The sequence below is a fragment of the Thalassotalea euphylliae genome (assembly GCF_003390335.1).
In the GTDB taxonomy this organism is placed as follows: Bacteria; Pseudomonadota; Gammaproteobacteria; order Enterobacterales; family Alteromonadaceae; genus Thalassotalea_F; species Thalassotalea_F euphylliae_B.
On the sequence record NZ_QUOU01000001.1, the window covers coordinates 3788063 to 3804184 of the forward strand.

General features: G+C 45.3%; 9 protein-coding genes, 3 tRNA genes, 2 rRNA genes and 1 pseudogene. 3 read left to right on the forward strand and 12 right to left on the reverse strand.

Annotation, left to right across the window (positions count from 1 at the left end; all coding sequences use genetic code 11):
• Positions 1-46: 46 nt before the first annotated feature.
• The 6 genes from DXX93_RS16600 to DXX93_RS16630 form a co-directional block, all read right to left on the reverse strand.
• Positions 47-1294 (reverse strand): glycosyltransferase family 2 protein, encoded by a 1248-nt coding sequence (locus tag DXX93_RS16600; RefSeq protein ID WP_116009084.1) that lies wholly within the window; start codon positions 1292-1294, stop codon positions 47-49.
• A complete protein-coding gene (locus tag DXX93_RS16605) occupies positions 1291-2382 on the reverse strand; it encodes a glycosyltransferase (protein ID WP_116009085.1) in 1092 nt (363 codons plus the stop codon). Before DXX93_RS16605 ends, DXX93_RS16600 begins: the two co-directional genes overlap by 4 nt.
• A 20-nt stretch (positions 2383-2402) precedes the next feature.
• Positions 2403-3905, reverse strand: coding sequence for a GumC family protein (locus tag DXX93_RS16610; protein WP_116009086.1), 1503 nt, complete (start codon positions 3903-3905; stop codon positions 2403-2405).
• A gap of 1 nt (position 3906) precedes the next feature.
• Entirely contained in the window at positions 3907-4422 is a 516-nt protein-coding gene (locus tag DXX93_RS16615; RefSeq protein WP_147302707.1) for a hypothetical protein, read from the reverse strand.
• Between the two features lie 487 nt (positions 4423-4909).
• A complete protein-coding gene (locus tag DXX93_RS16625) occupies positions 4910-5449 on the reverse strand; it encodes a hypothetical protein (protein WP_181902242.1) in 540 nt (179 codons plus the stop codon).
• A 94-nt stretch (positions 5450-5543) separates the two neighbouring features.
• Positions 5544-7661 (reverse strand): LruC domain-containing protein, encoded by a 2118-nt coding sequence (locus DXX93_RS16630; protein WP_116009090.1) that lies wholly within the window; start codon positions 7659-7661, stop codon positions 5544-5546.
• 306 nt (positions 7662-7967) lie between these two features.
• On the opposite strand from DXX93_RS16630, the gene DXX93_RS16635 reads away from it, so the two are divergent.
• The 3 genes from DXX93_RS16635 to DXX93_RS16645 all read left to right on the forward strand — a co-directional run bounded on the left by DXX93_RS16635 (position 7968) and on the right by DXX93_RS16645 (position 10360).
• Positions 7968-8510, forward strand: coding sequence for a heme NO-binding domain-containing protein (locus DXX93_RS16635; protein ID WP_181902243.1), 543 nt, complete (start codon positions 7968-7970; stop codon positions 8508-8510).
• Positions 8483-9988, forward strand: a complete 1506-nt coding sequence (locus DXX93_RS16640) for a sensor histidine kinase (RefSeq protein WP_116009092.1) — start codon at positions 8483-8485, stop codon at positions 9986-9988. The genes DXX93_RS16635 and DXX93_RS16640 overlap by 28 nt, the downstream gene beginning before the upstream one ends.
• Before the next feature lie 295 nt (positions 9989-10283).
• Positions 10284-10360, forward strand: a tRNA-Ile gene (locus DXX93_RS16645).
• Between the two features lie 102 nt (positions 10361-10462).
• Here DXX93_RS16645 and DXX93_RS21030 read toward each other — a convergent pair.
• The 6 genes and pseudogenes from DXX93_RS21030 to DXX93_RS16680 form a co-directional block, all read right to left on the reverse strand.
• Positions 10463-10929 (reverse strand): annotated as a pseudogene (locus DXX93_RS21030) (IS630 family transposase); the annotation flags it as partial.
• Positions 10930-10946: 17 nt separating this feature from the next.
• Positions 10947-11976, reverse strand: a protein-coding gene (locus DXX93_RS16660) for an IS630 family transposase (RefSeq protein ID WP_441351376.1) whose coding sequence is annotated in 2 segments (ribosomal slippage) — positions 10947-11516 and positions 11518-11976 — 1029 coding nt in all. Because the reading frame shifts where the segments join, the coding sequence is not laid out codon by codon here.
• Positions 11977-12310: 334 nt separating this feature from the next.
• Positions 12311-12425: ribosomal RNA gene (rrf, locus tag DXX93_RS16665) — 5S ribosomal RNA — on the reverse strand.
• 185 nt (positions 12426-12610) lie between these two features.
• Positions 12611-15487 (reverse strand): 23S ribosomal RNA (locus DXX93_RS16670).
• Between the two features lie 376 nt (positions 15488-15863).
• Positions 15864-15939, reverse strand: a tRNA-Ala gene (locus DXX93_RS16675).
• Positions 15940-16011: 72 nt separating this feature from the next.
• Positions 16012-16088 (reverse strand) — tRNA-Ile (locus DXX93_RS16680).
• Positions 16089-16122 lie beyond the last annotated feature (34 nt).

Genomic DNA, 16122 nt, shown 5'->3' on the forward strand with positions numbered 1-16122 from the left:
ATTTTTCAATACCCTTAACGCTTAGTTGACATTGCTTGGGGTCGAATTAGTCACTAATTTTTGACCACACTTTGGCTTGTAAACCCAACATGTACTTAGTCGAGCCAATCAGCGCCACCCAATAACCATTCACCATATAACACATTATTTTAACGAGACCGCTTGCCGGTACTTTGCGACTCACATTGAGCAGGCTCACCCCAGCGTATAACAACACCTGAGCACTTAACGTCATTTGAAAAAACCATGACCAAAGCGCCAGTTGCTCTATTCCCCCGTGAGCTGCCGTCGATAAACCAACAGGTAAAAGTGCCGTGATTACTAAATTGCTTAGCAAAATGAAAAGCAAGATAAAAGGCATTAACGCTCGCAGTACCTTACCAGAGACAAAATTCACCGCGTTCCACCTGTATTTAGGGTTCATTAACGGCACGAGCATCAACATTTGTTGAAAGTTACCTGCCGCAATACGTAAACGTCTCTGCATATCTTGCGCCAACTCAACTTGCTCAAGTTCAATCGCAGCAACACGCGAGTCGTAGAGCACGCGATAACCTTGCTTAACCACTTTCATGGGAATTAAGAAGTCGTCATTGATGGTGTTAGCAGGAATATCTTCAAAACAATCTGAGCGAACGGCATAAAATGCCCCATGTGCGCCAATCACACTACCTACAGAGCTTTCTCGTTCTCGCACTTGTCGCTGGTATTGCCAGTATTTTTGCTCGCCCAACGAACCTTTATTGGCAAAGCAATAACCGCCAGAAACAGCACCTACCGTTGAGTCTTGGAAGTTACTGTCAAGCATCAACAATGCGTTAACAGGCAGCAATGCTGATACATCAGAAAACACTAAATGTTCATACTTGGCGCGCCTCACACCGTCTTTTAACACCGCAACTTTACCGCGGTTAACATCGAAGTTAATGACTTGATAGTCCAACTCTTCTAAGCCCAATTCCGCCAGCGCTTCTGTCGCTAACTGATAGGTTTGATCTTGACAGCCATCGCACAATAAAATTAATTCAAAGCGATCATTAGGGTAATCTAGACACCCAAGGTTTCTGACTTTATCCGCGATATAAGCCGCTTCGTTATACGCAGGGATGACGATTGAAAAACGGCGCATATTAGCGTCTTCGCCGCTTTGTACGTAGTGACGAGTGCTAATTTCACGCAGTGGTGTATTCCTTTGCTTGGCAAACAACGCCAGCATCACCGGATAAAGCACATGGTGATAAATCACCAAAAACACCGCGAAAGCAAACATTGCAATTAAGGTTAATACCATCATAATTTTCCCCTCAAGCTGGGTTGGGTCAGCGCCACATATTGATTGATCATGGATTTGATTGAACGCTTTTGCTCAACAAACACTCTTGGAGACTTTTGCAAAGGTTGCGCCAACCTTTGCTTCAAGGCTTGAGCAAGCTTTTGTACATTGTTTGGTTCAACCACTTTACCTGTTGCTTGGCAAATGGCCTCTTTGCAACCGCCAACATTAGTAAGCACAACGGGCACATTACAAGACTGCGCTTCGAGTGGCGCCAGTGGCAAGCCCTCATTGCTTGACGATAAACAGAATACGTCAAGCAGCTGATAGAAGCCGCGCATATCATCCAAGTGCCCGAGGAAAAAGACACGATCTTCCAACTTGAGCTGCTTCACTTGCGCCTTGAGGGTTTGCGCCAAGCTGCCTGTGCCTGCTAACAATAAGCCAGTATCGTCAGGTAGCTGAGTGAGTGCTTCAATCAGCAAATGGTGTGCTTTTACGGGCTCTAAGCGCGCCGCGCAGCCAATAAACCTCATGTCTGTTGGCAGGTCAGCGCGCTCTTTCAGTACACGCTTATCAACAGCACTTGGCGTAAAGTGCTCCGTATCAACACCATTGGCAATAACGTAGGGGGTCGTCGCTGGTAACATCGCCTTAACTTGCTCGGCAACAAACTCCGCATCTGCGACAAACACTGGGCGAACGAGCTTTAAACACAACTCTTGCAATAAGCGTCGCTTTTGTTGTTTTAAATGCCATGCGTCGTGCTCCGTGTGAATAACACAGTTAATGCCCAACATACGCGCGGCTAAACCGCCGTAAATCAATGGCCCAATGTGATGCGTGTGCACATACATCGGCTTAATTTCAGCCAGCAGTTGTTTAATTTTACTGACCACACTCGGCCGCCAACCGGGCTTTTTGTTGAGAATATGAATAAACTTTCTTGAGCCGTGATATTTACCCTGAATGCTTTGGCTATTACTGCGCTCCAACGCAATGATATGCACATCGTAGTAAGGCGCGGCGGCGCGCTGAAACTCTAAAGCGAAATTTTCGATGCCACCCGGTTTTAGATGTTGCACGACATGTACGATCGTAGGCTTCATAATGGCTCTCCTGCTTACTTTTACTTAATGCTATGCTGCTTAATGCTGTGTTTCTGTGTTGATGAATATTTACCTGTGGCGGGTTGGCCCGCTAAATTCGGAATGCGTGTCAACACTGGCACACGAGTTAGCGCCTCTAGCTGTTTTTTGGCACGAATCGTGGTGTCGGCTAATTCTGCGAATAACGCCATCCCCATACCAAGCGCCAAGCCACCCACTACGCCAGCGAGTAAAAACACCACTAGCGGAAAATTATTGGGAATTGATGGCTGATAAGGCTCATCGATAATTTTAATGCGCTCAGGTTGCTCAAAACGTCCTAGCGCGCCCGTAATTTTGGCCTTCTCAAAACGTGATAAGAGATCGTCGTAAAGCGCTCGTTTAACCGATAAATCTCGCTCAAGCTCTTGCAGTTGACGTTCCATATCGCCCGTCCCCGCAATCGCCGATTGTAATTGTTTGGCCTGCTGTTGAATCGACGCCAGTTCTTCGCGAATTTGCTCAACTTTGCCGTCCGCAGATTGCAACTCTTTAAGCTGTGACACTAAAAGCGGGTGCTGCTGATTGTCTAAATCGCCTGCTTGCATCTGATTCGCCACCTCCCACAAACGGCTTAACGCTTGCTCATCTAACTGGTACGAGGCTTTGCTTTGAATCGCACGTTCATCTTGTAATTGCGCCAGTTTACGCAGCGCCCGTTGGACTTTGCTGTGCTTGTCGGTGTAACGAGAGCGTAAAATGGCGAGCTCGCCCTTGGTATCAACGATACTTTGCTCGATTTCGCTCATCACAGGATCAACCTGTGCCAAACGAGTACGAATGGTTTTCTTCGCCGCAATAGCGCCTGACAGGTCAATTTTGCGCTTAGCAATAAGCTCGGTAAGCTCGGCTAAGCGATTGCTATTGCTGCCGTACAAACGCGGTAAACTGTCGGCATGCTGCTGTTTAAATTGCGCAAGATTAAGCTCAGCGCTTTGTAAATCGGCTTTCTTAATCGTCAATTGCTCTGTTAAAAACGTTTCCGAAGCAGCAATTGCCGATATCTCTGGCGCCAGTAGCTTTTCAAGAAAGCGATGGCGAATTGCCAACAAGGTATTGTCAATGTTCTCTGGCTGCTGACTGCGATAAATCAGTTTCACCAAATCTTTGCCAACAAGCTGAACGCTGAGCGAGCTCGACACTCGCTTAACAAACTTTTCCTGCATTACTGGCGTAGACTCGCGGCTTAACTCACCTAAGTCTTCCCCCACTTTTAACAACATGTGTCGACTGTGCAGTAAGGTGTCGAGCGCCGTGATTCTGTTTTCCAAATCAGTCGAAACAGACAAATCTTCCAAAAAGGGATTCATCTTGGCACTCTCCTGCACCAAAATCGTGGTATGGGTTTGCCAGTTACGCGGGGTAATAACACTGACAATCGCCGCGAGCACAGGCAAAGCAATGAGTGGGACAACAATTAAGTAACGTCTGCGCCACAAGGCTGCAAGTAATAGGTGAATGTTGACAATCACAGCGGTATTCACATTACACCTCCACTTTGATCAACAAGGTATCGTCAGCAAGTGACGGCTGAAATTCGATAACAAGCATTCTGTTCTGCTTAGCAGCCATGGCTTGCAACGCCGCTACCCTTTTTTGGGTCAGCGACAACTGCTGCCACAGGCTATTGGCTTTAGCAGGCGCTATGTGCAGCGTCAACGCTTGTGAGCGATTAAGCAGCTGCATTAGTGCTAAACGATCAACAACCGCTAACTCGGTATTGCTTAACGGATATTCGAAAGTAATATCCTCTCGATTAAATTTACTGTGTGCCGATTGATATGCGCTATTTTGCTGATTAGGCTGCTGTTTAGCCTGTAATGCCCGTAGCGATTGAATTGCGTTTAATACCTGATGATTAACGGTAGGCGCTTGGTTCGTAGCGTGTTGGTCTTGTTGCAAAGCACTCATTAGTAGCGTAGATGCACAGCCCGTCAACACGAAAGGAGCGCTCAGTAGCCATATCATCATGGCGACTTGTTTTACTCGTTGTCTGTTCATTACTTGCATCTTGCTAACCTTTGGCATCCATTTAAGCAGGCTGTACCTACTTTTCCGTGTTGTTAGTTCTCTACTGTTACTTCTATTTCAATTTATGTACCAAGCAAATAAAAAAATTAAACCACTGTTTTTAAAAGATATTTATAGAAAAACAAAAATCAAACCACCAGTAGTTTTGCAAATTGCAATGCAGTGACTTGTTTAATTGCAAGAACTGCGAGAGTTGCGAGAGTTGCAAACTCACGTTTAGAGAAATGCAGCGCAAATGCTAATAGAAAGGTGCATTGTTTAATGTTTAAAGGGCTGCTGCTTTTTTAGAAAGGAAGCGGGGGAGCTTATTAGTTCAATTCAAGGCACTAAGCCATTGCTAAATATAGTTTTTATTGCTCACAGTGATAAACAGAGCTTGGGTGAGTTCACTCCCCAAGCCAGAAAAAATCCCCGCCAAAGCGGGGCCGATAACAATAGAGCCAATATACCTCCCATGTTACAAGGCGATTATCCACTCGCTTGCTTGCGACTGTTTTTGCCAAAACATATTCACAGGAATAGCACCGTTTTCCATAGGCCAAATTTGGGCAATCAACTCACTTTGCGATTCACTTAACGACAAGTTAAATACTTGCTCCTGTGAAGTGACAAACGTACGTAATAAGCAACTATCGTAGTTAACTAGCCAGCTAGCAGGCTTAGCCTCTGTAGCCTCAAGTTGCTCAAAGTCACTACAGATATTCACGTAATATTGCACACTTCCCGCAGGTGCAGGCGCGACTTTAACGTTCAACTCAAAAGTGCCAGTAAACTCGAATTCTGGCGTACTGATCAGCTCTGCTGTCGTGTCGGCAGCTTGATTGGCAGTCTCTGTTTCAGTTTGCTCTGTATTGCTATCACTGGCACCGCTATCAGCTGGTGTAGCTGGCGCAGGTTGTGGGGCGGGTGAAGCACTACTACTATCGTCACCGCCACCGCATGCTGCTAATACCAAAGGTAGCAGAGCTACTAAAGCCATTCTTGTTACTGTGTTCATAATTCACCTCGCTTTTATTAGTAAATGGTTTTTGTCGCAAACACATTTACTAATAAGCCGTTGTTTAAAAAGATATATGTCTTAATCAATATTATTACTTGTAGACCCTGGCCGAATTCGCCTTGCTTTCCGTGTACCAATCGCCTGAAGAAACACCACTACTGCTTACATAATCTCGAAACATTGGGTAAGCCTCGAGTAAGTCGACTTTTTCTAATGGATGACGCCAATTTTGTGATGAGCCCGGATTAATGGCTAACGCCCAAGGTAACCCTGTTTCAGTTTGGAAAGTGTGACCTGCTGCCAGATCGGTGCGATCTGATGCTAAGCCAAAGTAACCTGTGTCCATTTTTGATGTTGGCATTTTGTTTTTCAGGTGAATTTCCATACTGCGACCGGGATGGAAAAATGAATCACCGTGATAAGTTGCTGGTTTAGCGAAGATAAATGGGTTAAACGGTGCCTGTGGAAACGCGCTATAAGCAATCGGTGTGATAAACGGCACCTGCAAGCTAAACTTCATTTGTTCGCCATTGCGGCAGCCTGATTGGGTTTTATAGAAACTACAGCCCGACTTTGCACTGAAGTAGTCACCCAAGTTATCAGAAATCATCAGTACCAGTGAGTCTGTGCCAGCTTCTACTAGAGACGCCGTTTGGGCAACGCCATTAATTTCAAATCGAACCAGCGCTTGATTGACTGTGCTTGGTACAACATTGTCAATTTGAATAGCGAAGCCATTGGCGTAGGCCGCACCGTAAGCCATCATTTCACCGGTAATTTCCAGTTGATGAATTTCATTGTTTTGACTCAGTAATATTGATGACTCTTGCTTAATCACGACATCATTCATGTCGTAGTCCCCCATTTCTGGCCAGTTGTCTTCAAATGCAATGAAATACGTATTGTGTTTTATCTGACTCAGGTTTGGATTCGTCACGTAAACGCGATAGTCTTCAACTTCACCGTCAGTCACGCCACCATAGGCGATAATACCTGGCTCGGTAGTTAATCGTGCTCGCGCCCATGTGTAACCGGCTACCGCTTCGAACGGCGTTTCAACGAGTAAGGTTTCACTTGAATTGTAAAGATAATGATCTGTCAGTAGCTTTTCGCTTTCTGAAAACGTCCCGTCCTGATCAAAATCAACCCAGATATTAACGTAGCCACCACCAGTAGCCGTTACTTGCAACAAACCACTCATACCGGCAATTAGCGGGGTGATAAACACCACACCATCATCATCATTAACACCACTGGTATCATCGCTTGCTGGATAAAGCTGAGCATTGTGCTCCGCATCAATCCTAGCGCCTAAAAAGTTGCTCCCCACACTGTGGCGTGCACCATTACTGGCGAGTAATGTGCGATAGCTGTCAGGGGCATCGCCATAGTCAACCGTGGGGGCAACAGAGTCATCAACAATTGGCGCGGTTGCGCAACGGGCACCGTCGTTATTTGACGAACTGGGGCCGTAAGCAAATAGCTCCGCTTGTGGCGATTGCGCATCAACATCAATAATAAACACATAGCCATCACTGTTACGGCTAATGTAAAAATTGCCATCGACATCAAAATAAACCGCCCCAAATGTGCCTGATTGACCAACATTGCCTAGCATTTCACTGGTGCCTGCTGAGGCATCAATTTTGTGCAAGCGGCCTTTGTTATCGACACTGTAAGCAAATGAGTTGTCAGGATGAAAAGCTAAATCAAATATCGTCAGTGGTAACGCACTGCCACTCGCAACCTTTTCAGCGACTAGGTAATTACTGTGCTGTTCATCAAGTGGAATCTTGTATAAACCATTGCCCTTTCTGTAAAAAAAGTAGCTGTTCTCGCTAAGCGCAACATCACCGACATAGAAATTCCCACCGGGATTATTTTCAATGGTTATTGGTGTCGCTTGGTAGTCATCGCCAATACGAACTAAGGTTCCCCACTCATAACCCCAACCGTAAATGTAGTTATCGTGAAAACTAAAGCCCACACCATTAATTTTATTGGTAGTGCCTAAATCGCCAGACAATAACGAGTATTGGCCTGTCACAAGATTTACGCCGTATAACTGTGCAATGCCCTGCTGCACAAGGAAGGCTTTTGATGGGCAGGTAGCGAACGCCCCAGCCCTAGAATTCGAGCTAAATAACCCGCAGCTCAATACGAGTAACCCCAGTATTAATAAACGACTGAATAAGGTAGAACTCAGCATAATGTCACCCCTCTTACATAGTGTTAATTAGGGTTGAGCAAGTAACATTCCAACAATCTTTTTACCTATTTATCATAAACTTATCTTTAAAACCTTAACTCGACATGAAGACAAAGTTGCAATTTGCAATGCAACACGAGGCAGTTAGCCGCAACGATTTCGATACCGATAGCATGTACCGTTGATAAACGTTAATTTAAGTCAGTTATAGTAAAGTGGTTAAGATAAAAACTTAATGAAAAAACCTTAACAGATTGAAAAACAAAGACTAAACTCATAGCTGATGGCAACGAGAGGAGTAGTCTAGTGAAGGGAGCTATCTTCTGCGGATACGGCGAGTACGTTGAGCAAGCACATGGTTTGTTAACATGGCTTGATATTATTGATAGAAGTGAGTTAGCACAATCGAGTAGTTTTATCGCAACAGATATCTATGACGATAACATATTTGTTGAATTACTCACTATCAGCAGTGAAGTACTAAATGTCAGTTTAAGTGAGATTCTTACCGAGTTCGGCGAATTTCTTTTTCCTACTTTACTCGGCAGTGCCAAGCACCACATTGGCAACTGTAGCAATGTTTTTGAGTTCCTTGACCACGTAGAAAACGTCATTCACATTGAAGTCAAAAAAGCAGATCCGCTGGCTTATACCCCCTCGCTTATTCTCGACACGGTTTCAGAGAATGAATTACTCATTAAATACACATCCCATCGACAGGTCTGTTTTCTTGCCGAAGGGCTGATTTATGGCGCGGCGAAACACTTTAAGCAAAAAGTAACCATTGAGCATTTAAGCTGTACGCATCAAGGAGACAAGCATTGCCTAATGAAAGTGATCAGCGAATAGCACTGCTTACCAAGCAAGTTTCACTGCTAGAGAACGCATTAAAAGACGAGCGTACTGCCAAAAAAGCGCTAGAAGCTAAGCTAGATAATATTGACCAACACAGGTATGACTCTTACCGCGAGTTGATCAATGCGCTTGAGCAGGCAAATAATCGGCAGGTGCAACTTAAAGTGCTATCGAACTTGGCAAACCATCACGCAAGTTCAGGCTCAACCGCTGAAATGCTAGTAAATTTCTTAAAGGAAATATCACTGCTACTGGAAGGAGCAACGGTACTTTTATTTGACTATAAAAACCCCAAACGCGCGATTGCCTACTTACTTGAAAAGGGCAGCAGCAAGCTGGTTAAGCCCTATAAACACAGAATTGATGTTAGCACTATCCTCCACCAAGCCTTGGAGGCTGACAATACTGACAAAACTGAAAGCTCGGTCAAAACAAACCATAGCCACTGGCAACGAATTGCAGAAAACTCTTCATTAGAGTCAAGCTTGCACGACTTGTTTCACCACGAAAATCAACTTGTCTTTAACTACCAAAGGTTAAAGCAACGCAAGAACTTAGTGGTCATCGACTTGCCACACTACTGCTACAGTAAAGAGGTTAAACAAACGTTAGATACGGCAGGCCAGCAATTTGTGTCAGCAATACAAAAGCGTGCGACAGAAGAAAAGCTCGCCAAAAACTATGACCGTTTACAAAAAACCGTGCACAAGCTCAGTTCAGTGCAGCACCAGCTTATTCACAGTGAAAAAATGGCTTCAATTGGCCAACTCGCAGCGGGCATAGCACACGAAATTAACAACCCCATTGGCTATGTAAAAAGTAATTTAAGCGTGTTAAATGAGTATATAGATTTATTTAAAGGTGCGTTAAGCGAAGCCGAGCCTCACTTGGGTGAAAATGATGATTTAACATTTGCACAGCAAGATGTCGGTGAATTGATTAGCTCTTGCCTAGAAGGAGTTGACCGGGTTGCCGAGATAGTAAGTAGCCTTAACTCCTTTGCTCGCAAAGAAGACAACACAAAAACATCATTAGTCGACATTAACAAAGTCATTCAAGACAGCATTAAAATCGCATGGAATAATATTAAGCATACTTGCGAAGTGGTCGTCGAGGCTGATGAAACCTTGCCGCAGATCATGGGTCACAAAGGAGAGTTACAGCAAGTCTTTATCAACTTATTAGTGAACGCATCACACGCTATTGGGGGCAATGGTATCATCACCATCAAGTCGTGGTATCAAGGGACTGTGAATGTCAGCGTAACCGATAACGGAGCTGGCATGACAGTAGATACGCAAAAGAAGCTCTTTGAACCTTTTTACACGACTAAACCCGAAGGTAAAGGCACTGGGCTTGGGCTTTCTGTTTCTTATGCGATAATCGAGCACCACAGAGGTAAAATTAGCGTCAAATCAGAACTAGGTAAAGGCACGCGCTTTGACTTAAAGTTTCCTCTAGCTAAGGCCTAAAGATTCAGAGCTAAGTAAACATCGTTAGCCACCACAAATTACAAGCAGCACTCTCTAGTTTGCTTTGAAATATCTTTGAAAGCCATGTAATTATCTAGTGAATTAACAATCTCACTATAATCCAGAGAAATATCCAGATAAAGCCTAAAGCGATCAAAATGAACAAGAAATAAGCTATTGAATGCTATCCACTAATTATTTAACGTCACGCTGGTGACAATAAAAGTAAAAATGCTTATACTGCCACCCGCTTATTTCGGAGACTTTACTCTAAGTCGCCAAGCAATATAAAAATGGCCCTTTAGCTCAGTTGGTTAGAGCACCCGACTCATAATCGGTAGGTCCCCAGTTCAAGTCTGGGAGGGGCCACCATTTTTCCTCTATTTTTGAATTCCCAAAACGTTAAATCAACTAGTAAGCTTTTTCTGATTTCCTTGAGCAAGTTTTAATACCAATTTATACCAATTGAAATAATTATCTGACCACCTTGATCAAATTACGAGTGCAGAGTTTTTTCACCCTATCAATATCTGAAATGAATGTATTCCAAGCCAACAAGACCTGTTTCACGATGTCATCAAACCTACTGAACACAGGATTAGATAAACAGTGTTGGCGTAACCAATGCCACACCTGCTCAATTGAATTGAGCTCAGGTGAGTATTGTGGCAACTTGATTAGTGTCACATTGGAAAATGGGCTGGCTGTATCCATTGTATGCCCCCCTCACCATCAATGATAACCACCGCATGTCTACCCTGAGGTGTAGCCTTGGATATTTGGGATAAGTGCTCTGTCATCATCGCTTTATTCACGAATGGCGTAATAAGCGCCTCTGTTTGCCCCGTCGCAGGACAAACGGCACCAAATAAATAGCCATAGTCAAACTGCTGCTGCCATACCACTCTGGGGCGACTCCCTTTCTTAGCCCATAATCTTGTCATACCAATTGAAATAATTATCTGACCACCTTGATCCAATCGCGAGTACAGAGTTTTTTCACCCTATCAATATCCGAAATGAATGTATTCCAGGCCACTGAGACTTGTTCTACTATTTCATCAAACCCGCTGAATACACGATTAGATAAACAGTGCTGGCGTAACCATTGCCACACTTGCTCAATTGGGTTTAGCTCTGGTGAATAGGGTGGCAACTTGATTAGCGTAAGATTAGAAAATGGACTAGCTGTATCCATTGTATGCCACCCCGCACCATCAATGATAACCACCGCATGTCTACCCTGAGGTGTAGCTTTGGATATTTGAGACAAGTGCTCTGTCATCATCGCTTTATTGACGAGCGGCGTAATTAGCGCTTCGGTTTGGCCTGTCGAAGGGCAAACAGCACCAAATAAATAGCCGTAGTCAAACTGCTGTTGTTTAACCGCCCGTGGACGACTTCCTTTTTTCGCCCACGTTCTTGTTACTTGATTTTGCTGGCCAAAACGAGCCTCATCTTGGAACCACACATCAACGTCTTCGGGCTGGACATGCCATGGGGTGTTAAGGATCGTTTCCAGTCGGAAGGTTTTTAAAAACCGCTTGGGCTTGTTCGGATTGCTTAGGATGCTTGGAGCGGCTCGTTATCCAACTAAAGCCGAGCGCATGGAGCAGGTGATAGATATTGCGTAGTGAATAAGTCACATCAAATTCTTGAGCAATGAACTGTTGAATATCTTCCCCAATCAGTCTACCGCCACTGTTTTTTTCTGCATGGGACAACACAAATGCTGACAGCTGATTCAGTTGCGCTTGTGAGAGTTTGGAGGGTCTCCCCTTGTTTACTTTGGATTGCAGCCCTTTAAGCCCTGCCGATAGGTAGCTGTTAACCCATTTATTAACGCTGCCTCGAGCAACACCGAGTAATTGAGCTATTTGCGCTCTATTTTGACCAAGTGAAAAGTGATAAATGGCGAGCAACCTCATTCGGACTCTCGCGTTACTTTCTTGTTGGGCGAGCTTTTTTAATTCTGTTGGGTGATGCATGCTGATCTACTGGTTGAAAAGTCATGGCTATTAGATCACATGTTTATTTCAATTGGTATCACTTGGTTTTGCTGTCCAAAACGCGCTTCATCTTGAAACCATAAATCAACCTCTTAGGGCTGAACGCGCCATGGAGTGTTACCGATCGTTTGCAGTCGGAAGGTTTATGCCGCGAGAGCATAGATGCTCAGGAGCGGCCGCTTCTGCCTTCCTGTGGCAAGAGCGCATGGGGTCAGGTGGTTCTACAACGCTATTGTTGCTAAGTGATAAGAGAAAGCCATTGGGATATAATCGTAAAAAGCCCGACTCTTTCGAATCGGGCTTTAAAATATGTGCCTAGCGATGACCTACTCTCACATGGGACCTCCCACACTACCATCGGCGCAGTTGCATTTCACTTCTGAGTTCGGCATGGGGTCAGGTGGTTCTACAACGCTATTGTCGCTAGGCGAAACTTTTATTTACTGCCTTAGCAGTAAATTACAATCTGGAAAACTGTGACGTGCATGGATGCACTGATGTCGACAAGTGTCATGGATGACAGTTGTTTGTCGACGCTATATATCTTGTTCAAGCACACGTTAGTACGTGACTTTCTTTATTCTGTCAGTCTACAAAACCATTTGGGTGTTGTATGGTTAAGCCTCACGGGCAATTAGTATCAGTTAGCTCAAGGCCTCACAACCCTTACACACCTGACCTATCAACGTCGTAGTCTCCAACGACCCTTCAGGGACCTTAAAGGCCCAGTGAGAACTCATCTCAAAGCCTGCTTCCCGCTTAGATGCTTTCAGCGGTTATCAGTTCCGAACGTAGCTACCCGGCAATGCTTCTGGCGAAACAACCGGAACACCAGAGGTTCGTCCACTCCGGTCCTCTCGTACTAGGAGCAGCCCTCTTCAATTCTCAAACGCCCACGGCAGATAGGGACCGAACTGTCTCACGACGTTCTAAACCCAGCTCGCGTACCACTTTAAATGGCGAACAGCCATACCCTTGGGACCGACTTCAGCCCCAGGATGTGATGAGCCGACATCGAGGTGCCAAACACCGCCGTCGATATGAACTCTTGGGCGGTATCAGCCTGTTATCCCCGGAGTACCTTTTATCCGTTGAGCGATGGCCCTTCCATACAGAACCACCGGATCACTATGACCTGCTTTCGCACCTGCTCGACGTGTCTGTCTCGCAGTTAAGCTGGCTTATGCCATTGCACTAACCGTACGATGTCCGACCGTACTTAGCCAACCTTCGTGCTCCTCCGTTACGCTTTGGGAGGAGACCGCCCCAGTCAAACTACCCACCAGACAGTGTCCCCAACCGAGATTATCGGCCTAGGTTAGAACATCACGCATACAAGGGTGGTATTTCAAGGTTGGCTCCACTCACACTGGCGTGCAAGTTTCAAAGCCTCCCACCTATCCTACACATGTAGGAGCAATGTTCACTGTCAAGCTATAGTAAAGGTTCACGGGGTCTTTCCGTCTAGCCGCGGGTATACGGCATCTTAACCGCAATTTCAATTTCACTGAGTCTCGGGTGGAGACAGTGTGGCCATGATTACGCCATTCGTGCAGGTCGGAACTTACCCGACAAGGAATTTCGCTACCTTAGGACCGTTATAGTTACGGCCGCCGTTTACCGGGGCTTCGATCATGAGCTTCGCAGAGCTAACCCAATCAATTAACCTTCCGGCACCGGGCAGGCGTCACACCGTATACGTCATCTTTCGATTTTGCACAGTGCTGTGTTTTTAATAAACAGTTCCAGCCACCTGGTTACTTCGACCGACCTCAGCTTAGGGAGCAAGTCCCATCACCAGAGCCGGCGTACCTTCTCCCGAAGTTACGGTACTATTTTGCCTAGTTCCTTCACCCGAGTTCTCTCAAGCGCCTTAGTATTCTCTACCTAACCACCTGTGTCGGTTTGGGGTACGGTTCCTTTATATCTATGCTTAGAAGCTTTTCCTGGAAGCAGGGCATCAACAACTTCAACGCCGTAGCGTCTCGTCTCGACTCTCAGCCTTAGAAACCCGGATTTGCCTAAGTTTCCAGCCTACAATCTTTCACATGGACAACCAACGCCATGCTTGCTTAGCCTTCTCCGTCCCTCCATCGCAATATAAAGAAGTACAGAAATATTAATCTGTTTCCCATCGACTACACCTCTCGGTCTCGCCTTAGGGGCCGACTTACCCTGCCCTGATTAACATGGGACAGGAAACCTTGGTCTTTCGGCGAGGGGGTTTTTCACCCCCTTTATCGTTACTCATGTCAGCATTCGCACTTCTGATACCTCCAGCATGCTTCTCAACACACCTTCAACGGCTTACAGAACGCTCCCCTACCACTTGAGCAAAAGCTCAAATCCGCAGCTTCGGTGCATAGTTTAGCCCCGTTACATCTTCCGCGCAGACCGACTCGACTAGTGAGCTATTACGCTTTCTTTAAAGGATGGCTGCTTCTAAGCCAACCTCCTAGCTGTCTATGCCTTTCCACATCGTTTCCCACTTAACTATGACTTTGGGACCTTAGCTGGCGGTCTGGGTTGTTTCCCTCTTCACTACGGACGTTAGCACCCATAGTGTGTCTCCCGGATAGTACTCATTGGTATTCGGAGTTTGCAAAGGGTTGGTAAGTCGGGATGACCCCCTAGCCTTAACAGTGCTCTACCCCCAATGGTATTCGTCCGAGGCTCTACCTAAATAGATTTCGGGGAGAACCAGCTATCTCCCGGCTTGATTAGCCTTTCACTCCGACCCACAGGTCATCACCGCATTTTTCAACATACGTGTGTTCGGTCCTCCAGTTGGTGTTACCCAACCTTCAACCTGCCCATGGGTAGATCGCCGGGTTTCGGGTCTATACCCTGCAACTGAACGCGCAGTTAACACTCGCTTTCGCTACGGCTCCCCTAATCGGTTAACCTTGCTACAGAATATAAGTCGCTGACCCATTATACAAAAGGTACGCAGTCACCCTAAGGCTTCCACTGCTTGTACGTATACGGTTTCAGGTTCTATTTCACTCCCCTCACAGGGGTTCTTTTCGCCTTTCCCTCACGGTACTGGTTCACTATCGGTCAGTTAGGAGTATTTAGCCTTGGAGGATGGTCCCCCCATGTTCAGTCAACATTTCACGTGTGCCGACCTACTCGATTTCACTTATGTTTGTCTTCGTGTACGGGGCTATCACCCTGTATCGCCAAGCTTTCCAGCTTGTTCCACTAACGCCCATAAGCTTAAGGGCTAATTCCCGTTCGCTCGCCGCTACTAAGGAAATCTCGGTTGATTTCTTTTCCTCGGGGTACTTAGATGTTTCAGTTCTCCCGGTTCGCCTCTTTACGCTATGTATTCACGTAAAGATAGTTGCTTATGCAACTGGGTTTCCCCATTCAGAAATCTGAGACTATAACGGTTTTTATCACCTCATCTCAGCTTATCGCAGATTAACACGTCTTTCATCGCCTCTAACTGCCAAGGCATCCACCATATACGCTTAGTCACTTAACCATACAACCCCAAATAGTTTTACTTATTTAAGTCATCAAGAGACAAGCCTTGATGCTAATGTATGACTGACATTTTCACGTACTCAATCAAATGAATGATTGGAGTATGCTTGAATTAGATTGAAATAAGATAAGGAAAAATCTTATTTCAGGTTTGATTACTTTATTTATTAAAGAAAAGAGCGCGACACTCTTGTCTTACCTAAAGCAACCATTCGAAATAATTAAGTTACTAATTATTTCGGGATATATATCAGCTTTCCAAATTGTTAAAGAACTCAATTTAAGACGCATTCGCTTAAATCGTGGTTAAAAAAACCAAATTAAATATTACTCATCAGTAAGCTTTAATTTGGCTTCTTGCTCTTGTGAAGAAGTGGTGGAGCTAAGCAGGATCGAACTGCTGACCTCCTGCGTGCAAGGCAGGCGCTCTCCCAGCTGAGCTATAGCCCCATCGATTGGGTAACCTACTAACGTAGATCTGGGTCGACTTGAAAACAAAGGGCCAATGTCACTGACGTGAATTGGTAGGTCTGGGCAGACTTGAACTGCCGACCTCACCCTTATCAGGGGTGCGCTCTAACCAGCTGAGCTACAGACCTATTTCAAGATCTTACTTCTTCATTCATCGTTATC

Coding starts and splice junctions, on each gene's coding strand:
- DXX93_RS16605 (WP_116009085.1), bottom strand. CDS start 2,382: ATGAAGCCTACGATCGTACATGTCGTGCAACATCTAAAACCGGGTGGC.
- DXX93_RS16615 (WP_147302707.1), bottom strand. CDS start 4,422: ATGAACAGACAACGAGTAAAACAAGTCGCCATGATGATATGGCTACTG.
- DXX93_RS16625 (WP_181902242.1), bottom strand. CDS start 5,449: ATGAACACAGTAACAAGAATGGCTTTAGTAGCTCTGCTACCTTTGGTA.
- DXX93_RS16600 (WP_116009084.1), bottom strand. CDS start 1,294: ATGATGGTATTAACCTTAATTGCAATGTTTGCTTTCGCGGTGTTTTTG.
- DXX93_RS16630 (WP_116009090.1), bottom strand. CDS start 7,661: ATGCTGAGTTCTACCTTATTCAGTCGTTTATTAATACTGGGGTTACTC.